This is a genomic window from Mucilaginibacter gossypii (assembly GCF_017569325.2).
In the GTDB taxonomy this organism is placed as follows: Bacteria; Bacteroidota; Bacteroidia; order Sphingobacteriales; family Sphingobacteriaceae; genus Mucilaginibacter; species Mucilaginibacter gossypii.
Genome location: NZ_CP071878.2, coordinates 4,384,240 through 4,406,259, shown reverse-complemented (window position 1 = coordinate 4,406,259; position 22,020 = coordinate 4,384,240). Strand labels below are relative to the sequence as shown.

Sequence of the window (22,020 nt, the reverse complement as noted above, 5' to 3'; positions counted from 1 at the left end):
TTGTTGTATTACAAAGCTTTGCCTTATAAAGACAAGGCGGTAAATATAATATTTGTTTATATAATGACGGATAAAAACCTTTATCCTTTCGCCTTTAACCTTAAATTATCGTTTTCAAATTGGTCAACATGTCGGCCACCATTTTTGGTAGGTCATATTCCAGTTTCCAGCCCCAGTCGTTTTGCGCGTAACTGTCATCTATTGACTTTGGCCAGCTATCGGCGATGGCTTGTCGCGGGTCGTTATTACTGTAACTGATTTCAAATTTAGGGATCAGTTTTTTGATTTCAGCCGCCAGTTGTTCGGGCGTAAAGCTAATGCCGGCCAGGTTATATGATGAGCGGATGCTGATCTGTTCGGCAGGTGCATCCATCAAACTGATGGTAGCCCTGATGGCATCATCCATATACATCATGGGCAGGGCAGTCCCTTCTGCCAGAAAGCTTTCATAGCCGCCCGTTTTTAATGCCTGGTGAAATATATGTACGGCATAATCGGTAGTGCCGCCGCCCGGATTGGCTTTCCAGCCGATCAGGCCCGGGTAACGGATACTGCGTACATCAAGACCGTATTTATTAAAATAATATTCGCACCAGCGCTCGCCGGCCAATTTACTAAAACCATAAACCGTGTTAGGATCCATTACACAATACTGCGGTGTATTATACTGCGGCGAATGCGGACCGAAAACCGCTATTGAGCTTGGCCAAAAAACTTTACTTACTTTAAACTCAACTGCAAAATCAAGCACATGCAGCAAGCCGGTCATATTCAGGTCCCAGGCCATTTTGGGTTTTTGCTCGCCTACTGCCGAAAGAATGGCAGCCAGCAGGTAAACTTGTGTTGGGCGGTGCTTATCAAATATGTGGTGCAGGTTGTCTTTATCAAGTACATTGATTAATTCAAATGGTCCGCTGCTGCCACGCATAGCATATGTTGGGCTGTTAATATCCGAAGCTATAACCGTTTCGGCCCCGTGGATATTTCTCAAAGCCATTACCAGTTCGGTACCGATCTGGCCGTTAGCGCCTATCACTAAGATCTTTTCGCTCATGCAATATTGAGTTTACCGCGCAAAGGTAGGGTTTTTAGGTGAGTGGTTAATTGAGTTGATTAGGTGAGTGGTTGTTTTGTTTTTAGAGATTACGCCGATTAGGGGATTGATTACGTAGATTTTTTTGTTTGGCTGTTGCTTGAATGGTTACGGGTGCTGCGTTAGCGATAGTAGCGGATACCGGCCTGTGAATAAGGCCTAAAGGCGTATGAGCGTATAGCGCGGGCCGAAGGCAACGCCATTATTCTGAACCTGGATTTTTACGATTTAAGGATTGTCAGGATGTTGTCTGAAACTCCAATTAAACGAATTGTTTGAATTTCTGAAATTTTGCAGGGTATTCACTTAATTCTAAAAATTCCGGTTCAGACAAATTAATCGTTTTTTAGAAGTCACAAGTCAGCCACCCATTAGGCCTTCGCTCAAGACTTGCGCCAGTAAGGGAAAATTTTGATTCAGACAAACAAACCACTCACTTCATCAACCCAATCAACCACTCACCCCAAAAGAAACCCGATAAAAACCATAGACTTAATATTTTCAGGATACCAAAAAAATGTGCATATTTGAGGGTTTAACTTTTAAAACACATAATTAATTAAAAACAGGCGCTGTGAAGCAGCCTGATACATTTCAAAAACAATTTAAAAAATGAAAGTCGCAGTAGTAGGTGCTACAGGATTAGTAGGCACCAAAATGTTGCAGGTTCTTGCAGAACGCAACTTCCCCGTTACAGAATTAATTCCCGTAGCTTCAGAAAAAAGTATTGGTAAAGAAATTACTTTTAAGGGTAAGCAGTTTAAGGTGGTTTCTGTTGAGGATGCGATTAAGATGAAGCCGGACGTAGCAATTTTCTCGGCCGGCGGAAGCACTTCATTACAGCAGGCTCCTTTATTTGCAGCTGCTGGTACAACTGTTATTGATAACTCATCGGCATGGCGCATGGACCCAACAAAAAAATTGGTTGTACCCGAAGTAAATGCTGATGTACTTACAGCCGAAGATAAGATCATCGCCAATCCAAATTGTTCAACCATACAAATGGTAGTGGCTTTAAAACCATTGCACGATAAATATAAAATTAAAAGGGTGGTAGTTTCAACCTACCAGTCGGTTACCGGTACCGGTGTTAAAGCTGTTGACCAGTTATTTAACGAGCGTAAAGGTATTGACGGACCGAAAGTTTACCCTTACACTATCGATTTAAACGTGATCCCGCAGATTGATGTATTTACCGAAAACGGTTATACTAAAGAGGAAATGAAAATGATCCTCGAAACCAAAAAGATCATGGGCGATGATAGCATTAAAGTAACTGCTACCACCGTGCGGATCCCGGTTATGGGTGGCCACTCGGAGTCGGTTAACATTGAGTTTGCAAATGATTTTGACCTGGCGGAAGTTCGTGAATTATTAGCTAATGCTCCCGGCATTGTTGTGGTTGACGATACTGCTAACCTGAAATACCCTATGCCGCTCGACGCGCATGATAAAGATGAGGTATTTGTAGGCCGTATCCGTCGTGACGAAACCCAGGACAATACACTTAACTGCTGGATAGTATCTGACAACCTGCGTAAAGGTGCAGCTACCAATGCCGTGCAAATTGCCGAGTACCTTGCTGCTCAGCACTTGATTGGCCAGCCGGTTGAGGCATAAGTAAATGAGAAAATATAGGCCCCATAGCACATATGCTATGGGGTTTTTTTGTGAAGAATATTTCTTAAATTTGAATATGAACGAAATATTTTTCCTTGTTGAAGAAGCGATAGAGGGCGGTTATAACGCGAGGGCAATCGGCGAGTCGATTTTTACAGAAGGAGATACGCTTGATGAGCTAAAAGCCAATATTCGCGATGCTGTCCATTGTCATTTTGATGAAGATAAGCTTCCTAAAATCATTCGGCTCCATTTGGTTAAGGAGGAAGTGATAACCGTTTAATTTTTCTGAAAATAGCTATGTCTCCAAGAGCTCCCCGTGATGTTTCAGGAAAAGATCTGATCAAAGTTTTATTGAAATATGGTTACGAGGTTATAAGACAAACCGGAAGCCATATCAGGTTATCGATTACGCTTAATGATGGCGTAAAGAATATTACCATCCCAAATCACGATCCTATAAAGTTAGGAACACTTATGGCGATCATCAATGACGTTGCGGAACAGCTGAAAATTAATAAAGAAGATATTATCAATAAATTATAGGATAGGGATAGTCGTTTGATTATCCCTATTTTTATGCTGTAATATTTGGGTATGAAAGCCTTGAACCTGATTGTTATTTTCTGTTTTATCACATCGGTTAAACTCTTCGCGCAAACACCGCAAGTTATTGAAGCCGACTTACTCAAATCATTTAAAAAGATAGACTATTGGGATGAGCAGCAAGGCAAAGGGAATGAAAATGCGGGCGATTCCCTTATTAAAGCCAATGATGCTTTTAGTGATAAATTAAAACGTTATACAGAAACCTATCCTTATACTATAAACTTACCTTTTAACTCGCTAAAAAAAGCGCAACTTGATATTTTCACTTCGGCGGATGGATTGTTCAGGATCTACTCGTGGGATACATGGACTGGAGGCACTATGCACATTTGTGCCAACGTGTTACAATACAAAGCCGGCGATAAAACAAAGTCATCTTTGATGAACAACCCAGGGGACGGCGGCGCTCCTTTTTATTCAAACTTATATACTTTCAAAGCCGGCGATAAAACTTACTATTTTGGCATTTATGGAGTTATTGAATCATCAAGATATGCCGGTACCGGGATCAGGTTATTTGCCATTCAAAACGGTGTTTTGAATAATGATGTAAAGATCATTAAAACGCAATCGGGTTTTCATAATGAAATTTTTTATGAATATGATTTTGGATCAGTGGTTGATCTGCCGTTTGAAAAACGGCCGACTATCACTTTTGATCAAACAACGCAAACTATACATGTACCGTTGGTAAATGCCAAAGCACAGGTTACTTCAAAATTTATCAAATACAAATTCAACGGACGGTATTTTGAAAAAATAAAAAGCTAAAAAACAGCTAACTGGCAATCATCGTAACAGAATGTCTGCCGGATTTGCTTTTTTTGTGTATCTTGTTTACCGATGAAAACCTTTAAGTTAATAATTGTTTTCTGCTGCTGCTTTTACTCAGCAAATTTGTTTGCTCAAAGTCCGCAGGCTATTGAGGCCGATCTGTTACGGATTTTTAAAAGGGTAAACTATTACGGCTCCCACAAAAAAGAGTGGAAAGCAATTGATTCATTAGAAAAAATGAACAAGATCTTTGGCTTTAAGCTGAAGTACTATACCTCCAAATATCCCGGAACCATTAACTATCCCTTTACCGAACTGGTGAAAGAGCGGGTTGTGATAGCCACATCTGCCGATGGTTTGTTCCGTACTTATTCCTGGGATACCAGGCTGGGCAGCACCGGCTATGATTTTGACAATGTTTTGCAATACAAGGTTAGCGGCAAAGTATCGTCATCGCTTAAAATGGATTCCGTTGGCAAAAAGCATAACCCGGTTTACTGGTACTCCAAAATTTATACGCTTAAGGCCAATAACAAAGTTTATTACCTGGCCGGATATAATTCGGTACGTTCAAGTGTTGATGCTACCCAGGGCATCCAGTTTTTTACTATCGAAAACGGGAAGTTAAACGGTACCGTGTTACTGGTTAAAACCCAAACCGGCATGCATAGTAAGTTGTATTTTGATTATAACTTCCTTTCGGTAGTTAATATGAAAGTGATCCCGACTATTTATTATGATGCTAAAACACAAAGCATCCATAGTCCGTTAGTTAATGCAAACCGAGAGGTTACCCGCGACTATATCGTATATAAATTTACAGGTAAGTACTTTGAACGGGTAAAAAATTAACTTTGCCCCATGATCTCTTTTGCCCACCGTGTATTTATGGAAGTTGCCGCCAACCTGAGTTTCAGTAAGGCAGCCCAGGTACTGTTTATTACACAGCCGGCCATCAGCAAGCATGTGAAGGCGCTTGAAGATCAATATAAAGTGCCCCTGTTTGAGCGTAAAGGCAACAGTATCTTATTAACTGAAGCCGGAAATAAGCTAAATGAGTATTTACAGCAGGCAACAGAGATAGAGCGGAAGGTAGAGTATGATCTTTCGGTGTTAAGTAATCTTTCGCAGGCTGCCGGGCATTTGCGTTTGGGCGCAAGTACAACTATTGCCCTGTATATTTTACCTTCGATACTTTCTGGCTTTCAGCGCGAGTACGCCAATGTTGATGTACAGCTTGTAAACCGTAACAGCGAGTACATCCTGAACGCTTTGTTAAATCATGAGGTTGATATTGGTATAATTGAGGTTGATAACAAACTCACTACCGTATCATACAAGCCTTTTATGAGTGATGAGGTGATCCCCGTTTGCTCTGCTAAAAGTCCGCTGGCAGGCAAGTCATTAACATTAAAGCAGTTTGTAAAAACACCTCTGGCCGTGCGTGAACGAGGTTCGGGCACGTTGAATGCTGTATTAAAAGCCTTGTCTGCTTTGCATATTAAACCGGCCGATCTGTCGGTAAAGATCCGCCTTGGTGGTACCGAGGCTTTGAAAAATTTCCTGCTGGCCGATCAATGTCTCGGCTTTATGCCGCGCCCATCTATCATCCGGCAGTTGGCCGAAGGTGATTTGGTTGAAGTGCCAATTGAAGGTTTGAAAATTAAGCGTGATTTCTTTTTTATCCGCCGTAAGGGGACTGAGGATTATGGACTGACGAGCAATTTTATAAACTACGCATTGCAACATATCGGACGATCGTCTGAATAATTAAGTACGCAAAAACACAAGGAAAGAAAGTTGTGTTTTCGCGTTTCCGGGAACAAATTTATGGAGCCTAATCAAGATAGGTACTAATCAAGCTGTTATAACCTCTTTTAAAAATTCCGAAACTATCCCTGTTCTGGTCTGTATTTATATTGTATTTAATTTTTATAATCATTAATTAATAAATTATAAATTATGGCAAGTTTAAATGGTCGTAAGGTGGCAATCCTTACCGAAGAAGGATTTGAGCAGGTTGAATTAACGAGCCCAAAACAAGCCCTTGAGCAGGCAGGTGCAACAGTACATGTGATATCACCCAAAAGCGGAAAAATCAAAGCCTGGGATAAAACTAACTGGGGTATCGAAATCAATGTTGATAAACAGCTTAATGAAGTAAGCCCTGATGATTACGATGCGCTGGTTTTACCTGGCGGTGTGCTTAATCCCGATAAGTTGAGACAAAATAAAGATGCCGTTGCCTTTGCATCTGCGTTTTTGGATGAGGGCAAGCCGGTAGCGGCAATATGCCACGGCCCGCAATTGCTGATAGAAACAGGCATGATCAACGGCAGAAGGTTAACGTCATATCCATCTTTACAAACCGATCTTAAAAACGCCGGTGCTGATTGGGTTGATGAAGAGGTGGTGGTTGATAATGGCCTGGTAACAAGTCGCCGCCCTGACGACCTTGAAGCATTTAACCGCAAAGCTATTGAAGAGATTGGCGAAGGCATTCATCATGTGTAGTTTTTGAGCCGGGATTTTTATAGGATTTTTGGGAGTACAGGATTTTTCTCTGGTTTAAAGAGATCCGATCAATGTGATTGCAGTTTATAACATTTGACATTAGTTGGATTTTTCTAATCAGGTCAGAAAAAATCCTGTTAATCCTAAAAATCCCCCGAATCCCGGTTATCTTTACCCCATGCCTCTCCCCAAAAAAGCTTTAATTATTGGTGCCGGTATAGCGGGCATTGCGACAGCTATCCGCCTGGCGGTAAAAGGATATCAGGTTGAAGTTTATGAAGCTAATAGTTACCCCGGTGGTAAGTTAAGCCAGTTTGAGCAGGATAGTTACCGCTTTGACGCCGGGCCGAGCCTGTTTACCATGCCGCAATATGTTAACGAGCTTTTTAAGCTGGCGGGAAGAAATCCGTCTGATTATTTCAGGTATCAAAAGCTCGATGTTGTTTGCAGATATTTTTATGAAGATGGTACGCGTTTAACCGCTTACGCTAATGCAGGCAAGTTTAGTGATGAGATACAGGAAAAGACAGGAGAACCTGCTGCAGCTGTAAAGCATTACCTTGATAACAGCAGTACGGTCTATAACGTTACCAACCACGTTTTTTTAGAGCGCTCCCTGCATCGGTTTAAAACCTATCTGCGCTGGGATACCGTCAAATCAATATTCCGGTTTGGTAAGATAGATGCCTTTCGCACTATGCACAAGGCCAATGAGGTCTTTTTCAAGGATAAAAGGATAGTGCAATTTTTCGACAGGTATGCAACCTATAATGGTTCAAATCCTTATAGCGCACCGGCCACGCTGAACGTAATCCCGCACCTGGAGCAGCATTTCGGCGCTTATTTTCCGGAGGGTGGGATGTATGACATAACTTCTTGCTTAGTGGCGCTGGCCGAATCATTAAGTGTAAAGTTTTACTACAATAACCCGGTAGCAGAAATTGTATTGCAAGGACACAAAGTAAAAGGGATCAAGACGAATGATGGAGTAATTGAAGGGGATCTTGTGGTATCCAATATGGATATCTGGTTCACCTATCACAAGTTGCTAAGCAATTATCCCAAACTTCATCCTCAAAAAATATTAAACCAGGAGCGAAGCAGTTCGGCCCTGATATTTTATTGGGGGATCAGGGATCAGTTCAGGGAACTTGACCTGCATAACATTTTTTTCAGTGCTGATTATGAGGCGGAGTTTAATCACATTTGGAAGGAAAAGGAGATTTATCATGACCCTACCGTTTACCTTAACATCAGCTCCAAATATAAACCAGACGATGCTCCCGAGAGTTGCGAAAACTGGTTTGTGATGATCAACGTACCTGCTAATACCGGGCAGGATTGGGATGCACTGATAGCCGGGGCGAGGGAAAATGTATTAAATAAGTTAAGCCGTTTGCTAAATAAAGACATCCGCAAACTTATTGCTAATGAAAGCATCCTTGATCCGCGGAGTATCGAAAGCCGCACGTCCTCATACCAGGGCTCCCTTTATGGTACCAGCTCCAACAGCCAGTTTGCAGCATTTTTACGGCATGCCAATAAATCGTCTAAACTAAAAGGTTTATATTTTTGCGGGGGAAGCGTACACCCGGGAGGAGGGATCCCGTTGTGTTTGCTGTCGGCAAAAATTGTGAGTGAGTTGGTTGGTTAAGGGAGGAAGATTGGAGTTTAACTTACCAATATCCCTCCCTTTGGCTATCGGGCGCCGGTTTAGCATGGCATAACGGATATGAATGGATTTATAACTATCAGCTCCCCTTCCTTTTCCTACCGTTATAATTTGTTATGGTTACCTCTGCTGTATTAGCATCCAATTCCAATATCCTTGACGATTGCGATAGATAGGTTGATCCATAATAAAATTCAATATGCTTTTTGCCTCCGTTCTTGAGCGTAATATCAGCATAAAAATCATCGGGCTTTAATTTAATATATCGCCTGGCAGAATTAGCGCCCGTTTTCCGGAATACTTTAATGCTATCCTGATTTTGGGTAGCTACTAAAACCCTGCCTCCTTTAGCCGATTGTACACTTGCCAGCCCTTTACCGTCGCCCGCGATATAAATACCGCTATTAGCTACTGATAGCGGAGCAAAGCTGCCTTTTCCATTGCCTTTCATATATAAACCCATAAAAGCATCGTGCCTCCCGGTAAAAGGTTCCATACCAAAGTCGTTACCAGTCATTACCAGGTCGAGGTTGCCATCGTGGTCAACATCTTCAGCTATTATGCCGTACACCGGGGCCATTTGTGCATCTTGCGGTAATGCACTGATACTAAAAGTACCAGTGCCTTTGCCGGTGATAAGGCTGGTGTTCATATCTGTAGCTTTAAGTACCACAGCACCTGCTTTGTCTTTTTCGCTCCAAAGATCATTCATTGTCGCATGGCCAAAGCCGCGATAGCTTGGATATTTTTTGCGGATGGAGATCACCTGGCTGATGAGGTCATCGCGGGTATGCATGGGGAAGGGTTTCTGTGAGCCGTCCTCATCCTTCAAAAAGCAAAATATCATGGCATCGAAGGAGCCGTTACCATCCAGGTCTTTACCCATAATGGTCATGGGCTGTTCAAATGATGCTTTGTAGTTTGAGTTTTGGCCCAGGTTGCCGGCTACGTAATCAACGTTGCCATCGTTGTTAAAGTCACCTGCAACTATGCTGTTCCACCAGCCCACATGATCATCAATTCCCGATTTGATCTTGCTAAGGCCATGGCCGGTGTTTTTGTAAAAGGTAACCGGCATCCATTCGCCAACCACCACCAGGTCCGCCTTGCCATCCTTGTCAAAATCCGACCAAAGCGCGTCGGTGATCATGCCGCCATGTATCAGGTCGGGGCAAAACTGGCTGGTAACATCGGTAAATTTACCGCCATCGTTCCTGAGTAAATGGCTAACGGGTGATGAAGGATAAGCGCCTGAAACCGATCTTGAACCTACAAAAAGGTCCAAATCGCCATCGCCATCAAAATCAGCAGCACGTACACATGAACCGTTATCATATTCCACGGGCACCGCGGCAAGGTCGCGGGTGAAATGGCCTTTTTTATCGTTGATGTAAAGCCTGTCCTGAGCCGTGGTATGCCCTTTCTGGAATTCGTAACTACCACTTGCGATATACAGATCGGGGAACCCATCGCTATTGGCATCAAACAATAATGCACCCATGTCTTCCTCTTCTTTAAAATCTTCGTGCACAAAACGGTTGTTATCCATAGCGAAATGACCGGTTGCATCCTGCATAAAAAATACCCCTTTGTTACCTGCTGAACCTCCTATAAAAAGGTCATCGTAACCATTTCCATCCACATCGCCAACAGCAATAGCGGGCCCATACTGACTTAGCTTGTGCGGCAGGGTAGGCTGTATATTATAATCGATAGCGTCTTTTTCCTGGTGCACATATTTTATGCCTGTTTGGTTATTAACCTCCTGAAACACCGGGATGATTTTGCCGGATGCGTATGTCGGAAGATAGCCCGACGCATTTTTGTATTGCATTGTAAGCGTTTGGTTTGCCTTAACATTGGTGAGCAACTGGGTTTTACCATCGGGCCAGCGTATCCGCAATGAGTCGACAGATGTAGTGGCCCCTATGCCAAAATGCCCGCGGGCATCATCTGTACTCATATAACCGCGACAAGGTTGCTGGTCATAAAACTGCTGCTTGCCTTTGTAATAGATACGGACGGTAGAACCAATACCTCCAATATTTTTGCTGTCGCCCTGTAGTGCAACAGTTAGGCAGTTGTGATCTTTGGCTACCTGCGTTTTGCTGTTAGCGGTGTTTTCATAAATAAAAGCATCGTCATCAATATTATTGATCACGAGGTCAAGATCGCCGTCATTATCCAGATCGGCGTAAACACCGCCGGTTGAAAAGGTAGGTTTCACAATTCCCCAGTCTTTCGATTGATCTTTAAACAAATACCCGCCCGCATTCCTGAAAGCATAACTCGGTGTTTTTACAACCGGAAATGAATCGGCAGCAGCTAAAGTAGTATTCTCTTTAACTGTACGGCCCTGATCGTTACTGTACAGGGCGTGATCAAGGTCCGTAACGTCGCGGGGATAGCCGTTGGTGATCATCATGTCACGATAACCGTCGTTATCAAAATCGGCCACAAGAGGTGTCCAGCTCCAGTCGGTTTGATAAACACCGGCCTGGTAAGCTATTTCGCTGTATTGCGGATGGCCGGCGGGTGTTTGCCCCTGATTAAGCTGCAGCACATTGCGGATGTACTGGTGCTCGTATTTAAATTTGTTATTGTTGATATAGGTGATATAATTATCGCCTACAAGCATGGTTTTTTTACGCACGTTTTCTTCGGGCAGCATCTCTAATGATACCAGGTCGGCCTTGCCATCATTGTTGATATCAACCATATCCGATCCCATTACCGACCAGCCCGTGTGTTTAAAATATTCGCCCGCGCGGTTGCTGAAGGTGCCGTTTTTATTGTTCACCCATAATACATCGTTCGATATAAAGTCGTTACCAACATAAACATCCGGCCAGCCATCGTTATTCACATCGCATATGGAAACGGAGTTGCCAAAACCTTCTATCAATATCCCTGCTTCTTTGGTTACATTGGTGAAGGTACCATTACCATTGTTACGGTAAAGGCGGTCATTATTCTGTGCGCTGCCATCGGTTAATTTAGGGCGATAGGCCACCGGCGTTTCTTTGCCTAAAAAGTTGGTGAGCAGGTACATGTCAAGGTCTCCGTCATGATCGTAATCAAAAAATACGGCTTGTGTGCTGTAGCCGGTATCCTGCAGTCCATAGGCTGCTGCCGATTCTTTGAAGGTTGGCACGCCATCTTTATTAGTTGCCTGGTTGATGAAAAGCAGGTTTTTGCGATGGTTGGGATCGCTTTTAAACGATGAGCAGACGTATATGTCCGGCCAGCCATCGTTATTGATATCAACTACTGATACACCTGCGTACCAGTCGCCATTACCGGCTACACCAGCTGCATCGGTAACATCTTTAAAAGTAAGTAAGCCTTTGTTAATGTATAATTTATTGGCGACCATGTTGCCGGCAAAGTAAACATCGGGCAGGCCATCACGGTTAAAATCGCCGATACCAACACCGGCGCCATTGTACAGGTAGGGGTGGTTAAGGATGTTGATACTGTCACTTTCGGTAATGGTATTTTTAAAATCGATACCGGTTTGTGAAGCCTCGAGCAGTTTAAAGAGCGTTGGGCCCGATGACTTTTTTGAACATCCGGCACCAAAAAAAAGTAACAATAAGGTAGATAGTTTAAACGCCTGGGGTAAACTTTTTATCATGCAGATATGGTTAATAATTGATTGATGGTTTATGCTTTGGTTAAGCTTTAACTTATTGGTTATAATGCAATAAGCCAGTGTAAAGAAAACGGATTTTACAATTCCTGTTTCTGCAAATTGTATCAAAAGTTAGTTAATTACTATCGGGCCATACTTAAATATTGATTAACTGTTAGCTTTGATCTGAACCCCTGATTTGAGGGGCAGACCAATTAAACTGATCAAGCCTTTGCTGTTTCATCATGATGAAGAGACTATATTTTGCCCTTATTGTTATTATAACTTGCTCATCATGCGGCAAAAAAAGCTGGGAAAAACCAGCCGAAAACCCGGATTTTATTCACCGGTCTATCAAAGATGTTACTGATGTGGTAAGGCATGATATTTATTCGCCGCCGGTTGCCAGTCGTATTTATGCCTATATCAGTGTGGCTGCATATGAAGCTGCGCGAAATGGCGATGATCATTACCAATCGCTTGAAGGGCAACTGAAAGGGCTCGACTCGGTACCTAAGCCTATAGCCGGTAAAAAATATTGCTTCACGTTATCGGCATCGCATGCTATTTTAACCGTTGGCAAGATCCTGGTGATGAGTGAGGGCAGGATAGAGGGTTTTCATGACAAACTGATGCAGGAGTTTAAAAATACCGGCATGCCCGATAGTGTTTATGATAACTCGATAGCGTACGGTAAACTTATTGCCGACAGGATCATAAAATGGGCGGGTAAGGATAACTATAAACATACCCGCTCATTATCAAAATATGATGTGCAAACAGATGACGCAAGCTGGAAGCCCACCCCACCGGCCTACATGAAAGGTATTGAACCGCACTGGAACGAGATCCGCCCATTTTTGCTTGATTCGGCACAGCAATTTAAACCAGCTCATCCGTTTACCTTCAGCAACATTCCCGGTAGTAATTTTTACAAGCTGGCTATGGAAGTATATGATACAGGCAAGCACCTCACCGATGATGAGGCTACCATTGCTACTTTTTGGGATGATAACCCCTTTAAGGTGAATATCAACGGGCACACTATGTTTGCCACAAAAAAAATCTCGCCGGGAGGGCATTGGATCAATATCACGGCGCTGGCTTGTCGTAAGGCTAAGGCCGGTTACGTGAAAAGCGCTGAAGCTTATGCCTGTATAGCTGTAGTTATTGCAGATAGTTTTATAAACTGCTGGGACGAAAAATACCGGAGCAAGGTGATCAGGCCCGAAACTTACATTAACCAGTATATTGATCAAAGCTGGATGCCATTGCTGCAAACGCCGCCTTTCCCCGAGTATACCAGCGGGCATAGTGTTGTATCTACCGCGTCAGCAGCCGTGTTAAGCAAATTATTTGGCGATGAATTTTCGTTCATTGACTCTACAGAAATGGAGTTTGCTATCCCCGCGCGCAATTTTAAATCCTTTAAAGCCGCGGCCGAAGAGGCTGCTATCAGCAGGTTTTATGGTGGTATCCATTATATGCCATCCATAACTAACGGTGTAGATGAGGGCGATAGGATAGGGCAATTTGCATTAACTAAACTACATACTAAGAGGTAGCCGGAAGTATGGGAAGTAACTTTTTTAGCAAATTCATAAAGGCATAATCAAGGCGAATTTATAAGTAATTAAAAGGTTATTTTCCATCAGTTGAACCTTTAGTCGAGGGGTAATTATGGGACAATTTATAATATTAAAACAATAAAGCAACCATTTGTATGAACATTTAAGTTATGAAGATCTGAAAGTAAATAGTCGATACCAATAACTGCTGCGTAGTTAGGTTGGTAGAAATAGAATAAAGTCATTGAATTATTAACGTTCCATACAATGTATAACTATCCTGTTTGGCGAATTAAAACACACGCTTAAACCATGTAAATACATAATTAACCTTTTTACTATCTTTAGCCATACTTATTTCCTCATTAAGGTTAGTAAAAGCCATTATGAAATTAGCCATCGACCATAAAAGCCCTATTCCTCTCCATATACAGGCCGAGCAATTGCTTCGCGAACTGATCAAAGATCCGGTTTACCAGGCGGGTAAATTATTACCTAACGAGGTAGAGCTGGCAAAAAAGTTGGCTATATCCCGCACAACACTGCGCCAGGCTATTAACAAACTGGTTTACGAAGAACTGTTGATCCGCAAAAAGGGTTTTGGTACTAAAGTTGCCAACTCCAGGATCAGTTCAAAATCAATGAACTGGCTCAGTTTTTCGCAGGAAATGAAAGCGAGAGGTATTACCGTAAAAAATTATGAGCTGCATGTAAGCTGGGTATTTCCTGATGAAAGCACCGCCAGCTTTTTCGATATCAGTACAGAGAAAAAAATTGTGAAAATGGAGCGGCTACGGGGCAGCAGCGACAACCCTTTTGTTTATTTCATATCTTATTTTCACCCGCGCATAGGCCTTACAGGCGAAGAGGATTTTAAACGCCCGCTTTATGAAATGCTGGAGGAAGAATATTCTACGATAGCAAACCTGTCAAAAGAAGAAATCAGTGCGCTGGAAGCTAATAAGTTCATAGCCGGCAAGCTTGAAATTGAAACCGGCAGCCCCGTATTATTCAGAAAAAGATTTGTTTACGATCAGGGCGAGCGCCCCATGGAGTATAACCTTGGCTATTACAAGGCCGAAAGCTTCGTATACACTGTTGAAAGCCGCAGGACCTGATCCTGAATACTTATTGGCAGTGACATAGAACCAGGAAACCCTCTTTAGAATCAGTTGATGTATGTATATCTTTTAAATATTAATTGAGAATCGAAGAAGATGTCGTTTCGAGCGAACACGGGTGGGGCAGCGCGCAAGAGTGAGGAGAAATCTTCTACATTGTGCTAAGCTGCCATGCAAAGTTTATAGCTCGTATAAGATTTCTCACTCGTTCCTTGTTTCGAAATGACAATTGTTTTTATTAGACGAACTCAATAGCCAGGAGGGGTACAGCCACCTGTCACTTAAATTTAGCAGCATTGTCTTACTGACTAAGCGGAAGAGACGTTAGAGCTATACTATATTTTGCAAAAAAACCGGCAGTTTTTAAATTATTGCAATTCATTGCCAATTATCTATAAACCAATCGTTATCTATAAAAATATACCAATGAAAATAAAATTTTCATATTAAGATGACAATAAATGTAAAGATTACACGTATATTTGTAACATCATGTGAATGGCTGACAGGCAGCGCCACCGGTTCGACTCCGGGTTTACATCTCTTCTCATAATTTAGGTTTATAATTGGTTAGAACGCATTCCTGCCCATCAGGAGTGCTTCTTTTTTTTATGCCCTTTTTGAAGCGGAAGGCGGAATACTTAAAGCAGAAAGCTTTTGAACTTGTTACCCATTGTTCCCGATAAATTCTTATATATAAATATCACGAAAAATATTAAAGTGCTTTTTGGGTGTCCTGTGTCGTATTATTACCATGCTTAACATCCTTTACACATCTAAAGCCAACGTGGTTTGTTGCCGAGCGATATTCGCCTTTACCTCTCGAGCCTACCATATAGCGGGTGCAGTACTGGTCGGTACATAAAAATGAGCCGCCTCTTTGAACCTTCTTTTTTTGCCCCGGCTCCTGCGGATCTGAAGAATCAGAAGGCCCTTTAGGATTGCGCGCAACCATATTAGGATTAAAACTATTATAATAATCATTTCGGTACCAGTCAGCACACCATTCCCATGCGTTGCCGGCCATATCATACAAACCGTAAGCATTCGCCGGGTATTTTTTTACCGGCCCCAGGCCGGTTTCACCATCTTCGGCATTATCATGATCAGGAAAAGATCCCTGGAATGTGTTGGCCATCCAGCGTCCGTTCTGTTTTAACTGGTTGCCCCAGGGATATAGTTCACCGGCTTTACCTCCTCTTGCTGCAAACTCCCATTCGGCCTCTGTGGGCAGGCGTTTTCCGGCCCATTTGGCATAGGCAGCAGCATCTTCCCAGGCTACCTGTACTACCGGGTAATCTTCTTTACCTATCAAGTCAGAACCCGGTCCAAGCGGGTGTTTCCAGTCGGCCCCGTTTTGGTACGACCACCAGTGCGAAATATCATCTAATTGCACTTTTTGATGCGGAGGCGTAAAAACAACCGATCCGGCAACCAGTTTTTCGGCCGGAACCCCGGGAAATTCTGCCTCGGTGGGTTTTTGTTCAGCCACGGTTATATAGCCGGTAGCTTTTACAAATTTGGCAAACTGGTTATTGGTTACCTCGGTTTTATCCATGTAAAAACCATCAACAAATACCTGGTGAACAGGCCTGGCATCGTCCATGGCTTCCATACCGCCATCGGTCATACCCCTTGGATTAACCCCATCCATGCTAAAGGTACCACCAGGAATCCATGCCATATCCTGATCAGCTTTATTGGCAGATGTACCGTTCAAGTTAACTATTGTGGGTTTAAATGCCTCCCCGCCTTGCTGCATGTATAAAATGCTGTCTTCCCTGATCATCCCGTTTTTGGTACAGGAAATGGCCGCTTTAACTTTAAATCCGGTGGCAGAGGCATTTGCCGCGGGCCTTGAGCTTGTACTATCGGTTGCGTTCTTGTGCTCTGCGGTGTTGCAGCCTTCAAAAACAAAGGGCAATAATGAAATGGCTGATATTTTCAGTAGAGTAACTGGGCGAAATAGGCTGAGCTTAGTTTTCATCAAAAACAAACTTAATGATCTTTAAAATAAAGCATGTGGATACTTTGGTAGAACACGCTTTCCAAATCGAAAATTTACGTCATCGATTCCCGTCTTTCAAACAAAATCCGAATTTTCCTTACTCAAATCCCTAACTGGAAAATTATATTTTTCAATGAGTTCAATTTCGGTAAAGGATAGCCCTCGCGGATTAATAAACAATTCGATAGTGCAGTCTAGATCTTGATATTTCCCTATAAGATTTTTCGATATTGCTTCTGTAACGCCAATAGAAAAAACTGATGTTTTAGACCCTGCCTCCAGCCATCCCGAATTATGCGTAAGGATACTATGAAGTTTTTTCTTAAAACTGATTAACTTAGGATAGATAAAAGCAAGGTCATGCACATGGATACTCCTCGCCGATTCAATTTGGATACCATTCGCTTTTATGAAATTATCGATATAATCAATAACAACCGCATACTCATCTATTTCCCTTTGTTTGATAAAATCGCCGTGCAAAAGAGCTTCGATAGGTGTTTTGCGATCATAAAAAAACCTAGATTTTATTCTATTAAGCAGGCCAGGATAGATGTTTGCAATACCAAACGCATGCAACAAAGATTCGATTTTCCTGAATCTTAAAAAACGGGACGGGTTAGCCTGTAACGATCTTAAATTCCAATCATTTGAATTGGGCGTCATTTCAATAAACTCAAAAACTTCATTCAGCAATGTGATTGCGGTGTAGGTTTTTATATTGGCAGTCATTGATCAAACGTGATATATTTAAGTCCAGGCAACTTATATCCCGACTCGTTAAATATAAAAAACCTCTTAATTATAATAGCAAGGTTGGCATAATTAACTGTCCATTTTTATACTTTTATACGCCATCTACTATCATTTTATTCGGACTTATTAAAATGAACCGAAAACGCTTCATATCCTCCTTAGTCACGGCCGGCGCCGCTTTATCAACCTCAGGGGCATGGTCGGTTACTCCAACAAATCCCTATACTAAAGCCCGTCACAAAATCCCTCCTTATTTGCAACCCGGAGATACCATAGGCATTATTAGTCCATCGGGATATATGAGCCTGGCCGACCTTATGCCGGCTGTACAACTTATACAAAACTGGGGCTTTAAGGTGCAGATTGGCGATAACACCGGCAAAAAGGATTTTATATACGGAGGAACAGATGAAGAACGCGTGGCAGACCTGCAGCAGATGCTGGATAACCCCGAGATTAAAGCCATTATGTGTGCAAGAGGGGGTTACGGATTGGTGAGGATCATTGACCGACTCAATTTCAAACAGTTTAAGAAAAATCCTAAATGGATTATCGGCTTCAGCGACATTACTGCCCTGCATTGCCATATCAACCGGAATTTTGGTATTGCAACACTGCATTCAAAAATGTGCAACAGTTTTCCTGATGACTGGGCAAAGGCCGATGCTATGCAGATAGCCACTATTCAATCCATAAGGCAGGCGCTTACCGGCGAAAGCCTTAATTATTCGTCACCTGCTTGCCCCCAAAACCGCTCCGGAAAAACCGAAGCCCTATTGGTTGGCGGTAACCTGAGCCTGATCGCGACGCTTTCGGGTACGCCGTCTGACCTTGATACGAATGGAAAAATCTTATTTGTTGAAGATACCCATGAACGCCTTTACAATATCGACCGCATGTTCTGGAACCTAAAGCAATGCGGTAAACTTTCGCACCTGGCCGGGCTAATTATAGGAGGCTTTCAACTAACGCCCGATATTGAAGGCGAAGAATTTGGCCACAGCATTTATGATATCGTTACCGAAAAAGTAAAAGACTATGACTATCCAGTTTGCTTTGATTTTCCGGTGGGTCATCAAAGAAACAATTTCGCCCTTACATGCGGGTTAAGGCACATACTTGAGGTTGGAACGGAAGGAAGTGTGCTTAAATCTGTTTAACCTTTATTTCAGATTTTCATCAAAATCAATAAACAGATCGGCTTTATCATTATCATAAATACCACCTGCTATAATGCTTTGCCCGGTTGTTCCGGGATTGTTTCCCTGGCCCAGCGGCCATGAGCCTTTTGAGTTGGTAACCCCAAATCCGGCATAGGAAGCTGCCTGCAATGCAAAATCGGTACAGTTATTTTTTGACAGATGATACTCCAATCCGTCATATAAGCGGGTTAGTTTCAGGATCCTTTTAAACCGGCGCTCGGTTATAAACTTGCCCATTACTTCATCCCACTTGTGCGCCTCGTCGTTTTTAAAAGTGCCCGAGGTTTCCGGCTCCCATGGAGTGGCTGAAAATATATTGTCCTTTTTAGGATAAAATCCGAAGGAAACAGAAACCGAGCTTGAATCGGCGTTGTACTTGATGAGGGTGATAAAAGTATGACCGGTGTTGGTCCGTACAAATACAGTCGGTTTACCCGGTTTTGGTTGTTTTACATGAAATAACAATGCGTAAGCAGCCGCTTTTTTACCATCATTAAATGTGTTCAGGATGCGGTTATAAGTGATAGACTTGCTCTTTTTTTCTTTTTTATCTTTTAATTGAACCGGCGTGTTTACAAATACCGAATCGTCATTTGCACTGATAGCCAACAATCCGCTGTTTAAATGTAACTGCCGGCTGGTTGTATCAGCAATAACAGAATCCGGCGCAGCGGGTACAAGATCACTCCCCGCTTTTTTGGATACCATCGCCTTAAAAAAGCACTTCATGGCCAAAGGATACAAATGCAGCCTGGCAAATACATTGGCAAGCTTATAATATGATTTAACTTTGGCCTGGTTATAATTACTTTCGCCGGTATTGTTGGCCGATAGCTCTTTTAAATAGCTCAAAACCTTTTTGCGACCGGCATGGGTATCCAGCTCACTTTCCAGATCAGTTTCAAAAACCGCATTGGCTTTATCAATAACAGATTTGTTTGATACCCCCGCAAGCAGTTTGGACGAATAACTGTCATCAATTATACTATGGGCAGATGTATCGGGCCGCAGGTTGAGCTTATATCTTACCGAAGCCGAGAACTGGGCCGATGCAGGAAGTACAGATAACATAGAACCAATGACTACAAAGGCGCTGAATAAATATTTTGTACGATAAGCGGTCATGATCAATTTTAAGCTTGTGATAATTGTTGTGTTACAGATATAATAACGGGTAGGGGAGCGGTTACGATTTACCGGCAACAACAATAACCTTGCTGGTTATAGCTTAAAAAACGAAAACGGGGCAGTATAGTTTTCATATCAATACAAACGTAACAATATTTTAAATAGTCTACAAGTTTAGTAGACTATTTTATTTAAACTTGCATCGCAGATATAACTCATAAAAATAATGGATCAGTACGCTTTAGTTACGGGAGCAGGTAAAGGCATTGGGCGGTCAATGGCTATATCGCTGGCTCAAAAAGGATATAACCTACTGCTGGTTTCCCGGTCAGAAAATGACCTCATTGCTTTATCTGCCCAAATAAAAGCCGACTTTTATGTTCAGACTCATTATCTCGCGATTGATCTTTCCGGTGCAGGTGCGGCCCTCCGGGTCTTTGACTGGGCTAAAAACTTAGATGTACCTGTATCGATATTAATAAATAACGCGGGGCATGGTGCGTGGGGAAATTTCGATGAGCTGGATCTGAGCGCACAAACCCGGATGATGCAGGTCAATATGAATGCCCTTACCGAGCTCTCCTATCATTTTATCCCGCTTTTAAAATTGCAGCAGCGGGCTTTTATCCTCAATATATCCAGCACCGCGGCTTACCAGGCTGTACCAACGCTGGCTGTATATGCAGCCACCAAAGCGTTTGTTTTATCATTTAGCCGGGCTTTAAGATATGAGCTTAAGGAAACGCCGGTATCAGTAAGCTGCCTTTGCCCCGGCCCTACAGACACAGGCTTTGCCCACAGTGCCGGTATGGATGCCCTTGCTGAGCTTGCTGCAAAATTCAATATGACAGCTGATGAGGTAGCCGCTATCGGCATCAAGGGAATGCTGAAAAAGAAGGCCGAAATAGTACCCGGATTTTTAAACAAGCTTTCGGCCGTAGCGGCAACACATGGCCCTAAAAATCTGATTGAACATGTAACAGCAGGGCTTTACAAGCATTAAAAAATATTTTCATAAATATTTGGAGTGATTAACAATTTGTTTACATTTGTATTAATCTACTAAAAAGATAGATTTAATATACATTGAACAATACGCGCAACATATTATTTGCATCCTCAATGCGAATGCCCTTCATAACAAGGGTCATGTGCAGCTGTTGTTGTTAATTTCCCTTAAAAGGACCGGCTCCTTTCTTACCCTGCCGCTTAAGCGGTAACAGCGTTTACAAATCCATTTTTAGGTTACAATAATATCTTTCCACCACATGGCAGCGTCATATCAAAAATTCACCTTAGGCTCAACAATTACGCCCGAACAAAAGGCTTTTTTTAATCAGCACGGCTTTATCCATTTCAAGAATTTCATCAAGCCCGAAACTGTTACCGACATCATCAATGCATCAAAACAGGTTGAAAACACCTGGATAAATAATAACACCGAAAAGGTTAATGGTGTACCCATTAAATATGGTAAAGACCTTGACGGGTCGCCTATTGTGCAGCGTTTTGCTTTTATTAATCAGCACCATAACCTGTTAAATGAATTCACCAAAGATCCGCGTTTCGAGGTATTACTTAACCTGATAGGTGAAGGATCCCGGCTGGGAACTGATGAAAAAGACGGCATGGTTTTTAACCACTACGTTAACGGCCCCGAAAGCAGTTTTACCAAAATGGGATGGCATACCGATGGCCTGCGCGATATTTTTCACGGCCAAAAGTTAAACCCGATGCTGAATGTTGGGATTCACCTGAGCACTTTAAAACCGGAGAATGGCGGTTTACGCATCCTGCCCGGTACACATAAGCAAAACCTTTACCAGATGCTTTTCCGTAAAAAGTATTTCCTTGACCATGATACCGACGAAAATGAGGTAGCTATTATCCCCACTGCGGGCGACCTGACCATACATGATGGCCGCTTGTGGCACCGCGTAGCCCAGTCAACCGTAATTGGTGAAGCAAGCCGCCGCAGGGTAATATATATCCCCATTATTGCAGGCAAATATGAGCCAAAGCATGCCGACAGCCCTACCGCCTTTTATCAACGTTTTGCAAGTATTGTTAAGTAAAAATTTATGTTAATTGCCTTATTCATCAGCTATCTAATCCGCACCGGGAAAATTGCCGCCCTTAAAAGTTTCTTTACAGAACGGGCGTTGGTTAAAGTCCCTGTAAAATAAAATTATGTCATTGCGAGGAGCCGCATGGGTGAGAGCATCGGGCGCGACGCGGCAATCTTGTAGCTATGCCGTTATGCCGTTGTTGGTGTTGTCACCAACAACTTTTCATGCCCGGTTACCCTTATAATCACGAAA

Annotated in this window: 18 protein-coding genes; 13 read left to right on the top strand and 5 right to left on the bottom strand. The window is 42.6% G+C overall.

What is annotated here, in order from left to right:
* Window positions 1-100: 100 nt before the first annotated feature.
* Window positions 101-1,054, bottom strand: coding sequence for an NAD-dependent epimerase/dehydratase family protein (locus J3L18_RS18355; RefSeq protein WP_129568439.1), 954 nt, complete (start codon window positions 1,052-1,054; stop codon window positions 101-103).
* A 651-nt stretch (window positions 1,055-1,705) separates the two neighbouring features.
* Between J3L18_RS18355 and J3L18_RS18350 the strand changes: the two genes are divergently transcribed.
* From J3L18_RS18350 to crtD, 8 genes are all read left to right on the top strand, one after another.
* Window positions 1,706-2,713 carry an aspartate-semialdehyde dehydrogenase gene (locus tag J3L18_RS18350; RefSeq protein ID WP_090534105.1) on the top strand — a complete coding sequence of 336 codons (1,008 nt, stop codon included), beginning with the start codon at window positions 1,706-1,708 and terminating at the stop codon, window positions 2,711-2,713.
* 76 nt (window positions 2,714-2,789) lie between these two features.
* Window positions 2,790-2,996, top strand: coding sequence for a 2-oxoisovalerate dehydrogenase (locus J3L18_RS18345; protein ID WP_091172201.1), 207 nt, complete (start codon window positions 2,790-2,792; stop codon window positions 2,994-2,996).
* A gap of 17 nt (window positions 2,997-3,013) precedes the next feature.
* Window positions 3,014-3,259 (top strand): type II toxin-antitoxin system HicA family toxin, encoded by a 246-nt coding sequence (locus J3L18_RS18340; protein WP_091172203.1) that lies wholly within the window; start codon window positions 3,014-3,016, stop codon window positions 3,257-3,259.
* A gap of 51 nt (window positions 3,260-3,310) precedes the next feature.
* The gene (locus J3L18_RS18335; protein ID WP_129568440.1) at window positions 3,311-4,093 is read left to right on the top strand and encodes a hypothetical protein; all 783 of its coding nucleotides are present in this window, start codon (window positions 3,311-3,313) and stop codon (window positions 4,091-4,093) included.
* A gap of 72 nt (window positions 4,094-4,165) precedes the next feature.
* A complete protein-coding gene (locus tag J3L18_RS18330) occupies window positions 4,166-4,948 on the top strand; it encodes a hypothetical protein (RefSeq protein WP_129568441.1) in 783 nt (260 codons plus the stop codon).
* Between the two features lie 9 nt (window positions 4,949-4,957).
* Window positions 4,958-5,866 (top strand): LysR substrate-binding domain-containing protein, encoded by a 909-nt coding sequence (locus J3L18_RS18325; RefSeq protein ID WP_129568442.1) that lies wholly within the window; start codon window positions 4,958-4,960, stop codon window positions 5,864-5,866.
* Window positions 5,867-6,058: 192 nt separating this feature from the next.
* A complete protein-coding gene (locus J3L18_RS18320; RefSeq protein ID WP_129568443.1) occupies window positions 6,059-6,610 on the top strand; it encodes a type 1 glutamine amidotransferase domain-containing protein in 552 nt (183 codons plus the stop codon).
* A 178-nt stretch (window positions 6,611-6,788) separates the two neighbouring features.
* The gene (gene crtD / locus J3L18_RS18315; protein WP_129568444.1) at window positions 6,789-8,264 is read left to right on the top strand and encodes a 1-hydroxycarotenoid 3,4-desaturase CrtD; all 1,476 of its coding nucleotides are present in this window, start codon (window positions 6,789-6,791) and stop codon (window positions 8,262-8,264) included.
* A 97-nt stretch (window positions 8,265-8,361) separates the two neighbouring features.
* Here crtD and J3L18_RS18310 read toward each other — a convergent pair whose 3' ends face one another.
* A complete protein-coding gene (locus J3L18_RS18310; protein WP_129568445.1) occupies window positions 8,362-11,919 on the bottom strand; it encodes a VCBS repeat-containing protein in 3,558 nt (1,185 codons plus the stop codon).
* Between the two features lie 242 nt (window positions 11,920-12,161).
* On the opposite strand from J3L18_RS18310, the gene J3L18_RS18305 reads away from it, so the two are divergent.
* Complete coding sequence (locus J3L18_RS18305) at window positions 12,162-13,481, top strand: vanadium-dependent haloperoxidase (protein WP_208102417.1); 1,320 nt, start codon at window positions 12,162-12,164, stop codon at window positions 13,479-13,481.
* Window positions 13,482-13,870: 389 nt separating this feature from the next.
* Window positions 13,871-14,602, top strand: coding sequence for a GntR family transcriptional regulator (locus J3L18_RS18300; protein WP_091172222.1), 732 nt, complete (start codon window positions 13,871-13,873; stop codon window positions 14,600-14,602).
* Window positions 14,603-15,320: 718 nt separating this feature from the next.
* Here J3L18_RS18300 and J3L18_RS18295 read toward each other — a convergent pair.
* Both J3L18_RS18295 and J3L18_RS18290 read right to left on the bottom strand, forming a co-directional pair.
* Window positions 15,321-16,592 (bottom strand): formylglycine-generating enzyme family protein, encoded by a 1,272-nt coding sequence (locus J3L18_RS18295; protein ID WP_129568446.1) that lies wholly within the window; start codon window positions 16,590-16,592, stop codon window positions 15,321-15,323.
* 96 nt (window positions 16,593-16,688) lie between these two features.
* Window positions 16,689-17,345, bottom strand: a complete 657-nt coding sequence (locus J3L18_RS18290; protein ID WP_129568447.1) for a hypothetical protein — start codon at window positions 17,343-17,345, stop codon at window positions 16,689-16,691.
* A gap of 155 nt (window positions 17,346-17,500) precedes the next feature.
* Between J3L18_RS18290 and J3L18_RS18285 the strand changes: the two genes are divergently transcribed.
* Window positions 17,501-18,529, top strand: coding sequence for a S66 peptidase family protein (locus tag J3L18_RS18285; protein WP_129568448.1), 1,029 nt, complete (start codon window positions 17,501-17,503; stop codon window positions 18,527-18,529).
* A gap of 3 nt (window positions 18,530-18,532) precedes the next feature.
* Here the strand turns inward: J3L18_RS18285 and J3L18_RS18280 are convergent, their stop codons facing one another.
* Window positions 18,533-19,696, bottom strand: coding sequence for a hypothetical protein (locus J3L18_RS18280; RefSeq protein ID WP_129568449.1), 1,164 nt, complete (start codon window positions 19,694-19,696; stop codon window positions 18,533-18,535).
* 229 nt (window positions 19,697-19,925) lie between these two features.
* On the opposite strand from J3L18_RS18280, the gene J3L18_RS18275 reads away from it, so the two are divergent.
* Entirely contained in the window at window positions 19,926-20,702 is a 777-nt protein-coding gene (locus J3L18_RS18275; RefSeq protein WP_129568450.1) for an SDR family NAD(P)-dependent oxidoreductase, read from the top strand.
* 265 nt (window positions 20,703-20,967) lie between these two features.
* A complete protein-coding gene (locus J3L18_RS18270) occupies window positions 20,968-21,774 on the top strand; it encodes a phytanoyl-CoA dioxygenase family protein (RefSeq protein ID WP_129568451.1) in 807 nt (268 codons plus the stop codon).
* The last annotated feature ends 246 nt before the right edge of the window (window positions 21,775-22,020 follow it).

What these genes read in the sequence shown, in the direction of transcription:
- J3L18_RS18295 (WP_129568446.1), bottom strand. Translation starts at nt 16,592, where the DNA reads ATGAAAACTAAGCTCAGCCTATTTCGCCCAGTTACTCTACTGAAAATA.
- J3L18_RS18305 (WP_208102417.1), top strand. Translation starts at nt 12,162, where the DNA reads ATGATGAAGAGACTATATTTTGCCCTTATTGTTATTATAACTTGCTCA.
- J3L18_RS18300 (WP_091172222.1), top strand. Translation starts at nt 13,871, where the DNA reads ATGAAATTAGCCATCGACCATAAAAGCCCTATTCCTCTCCATATACAG.
- crtD (WP_129568444.1), top strand. Translation starts at nt 6,789, where the DNA reads ATGCCTCTCCCCAAAAAAGCTTTAATTATTGGTGCCGGTATAGCGGGC.
- J3L18_RS18350 (WP_090534105.1), top strand. Translation starts at nt 1,706, where the DNA reads ATGAAAGTCGCAGTAGTAGGTGCTACAGGATTAGTAGGCACCAAAATG.
- J3L18_RS18325 (WP_129568442.1), top strand. Translation starts at nt 4,958, where the DNA reads ATGATCTCTTTTGCCCACCGTGTATTTATGGAAGTTGCCGCCAACCTG.
- J3L18_RS18285 (WP_129568448.1), top strand. Translation starts at nt 17,501, where the DNA reads ATGAACCGAAAACGCTTCATATCCTCCTTAGTCACGGCCGGCGCCGCT.
- J3L18_RS18355 (WP_129568439.1), bottom strand. Translation starts at nt 1,054, where the DNA reads ATGAGCGAAAAGATCTTAGTGATAGGCGCTAACGGCCAGATCGGTACC.
- J3L18_RS18270 (WP_129568451.1), top strand. Translation starts at nt 20,968, where the DNA reads ATGGCAGCGTCATATCAAAAATTCACCTTAGGCTCAACAATTACGCCC.
- J3L18_RS18290 (WP_129568447.1), bottom strand. Translation starts at nt 17,345, where the DNA reads ATGACTGCCAATATAAAAACCTACACCGCAATCACATTGCTGAATGAA.
- J3L18_RS18335 (WP_129568440.1), top strand. Translation starts at nt 3,311, where the DNA reads ATGAAAGCCTTGAACCTGATTGTTATTTTCTGTTTTATCACATCGGTT.
- J3L18_RS18280 (WP_129568449.1), bottom strand. Translation starts at nt 19,696, where the DNA reads ATGACCGCTTATCGTACAAAATATTTATTCAGCGCCTTTGTAGTCATT.
- J3L18_RS18330 (WP_129568441.1), top strand. Translation starts at nt 4,166, where the DNA reads ATGAAAACCTTTAAGTTAATAATTGTTTTCTGCTGCTGCTTTTACTCA.
- J3L18_RS18275 (WP_129568450.1), top strand. Translation starts at nt 19,926, where the DNA reads ATGGATCAGTACGCTTTAGTTACGGGAGCAGGTAAAGGCATTGGGCGG.
- J3L18_RS18310 (WP_129568445.1), bottom strand. Translation starts at nt 11,919, where the DNA reads ATGATAAAAAGTTTACCCCAGGCGTTTAAACTATCTACCTTATTGTTA.
- J3L18_RS18320 (WP_129568443.1), top strand. Translation starts at nt 6,059, where the DNA reads ATGGCAAGTTTAAATGGTCGTAAGGTGGCAATCCTTACCGAAGAAGGA.
- J3L18_RS18340 (WP_091172203.1), top strand. Translation starts at nt 3,014, where the DNA reads ATGTCTCCAAGAGCTCCCCGTGATGTTTCAGGAAAAGATCTGATCAAA.
- J3L18_RS18345 (WP_091172201.1), top strand. Translation starts at nt 2,790, where the DNA reads ATGAACGAAATATTTTTCCTTGTTGAAGAAGCGATAGAGGGCGGTTAT.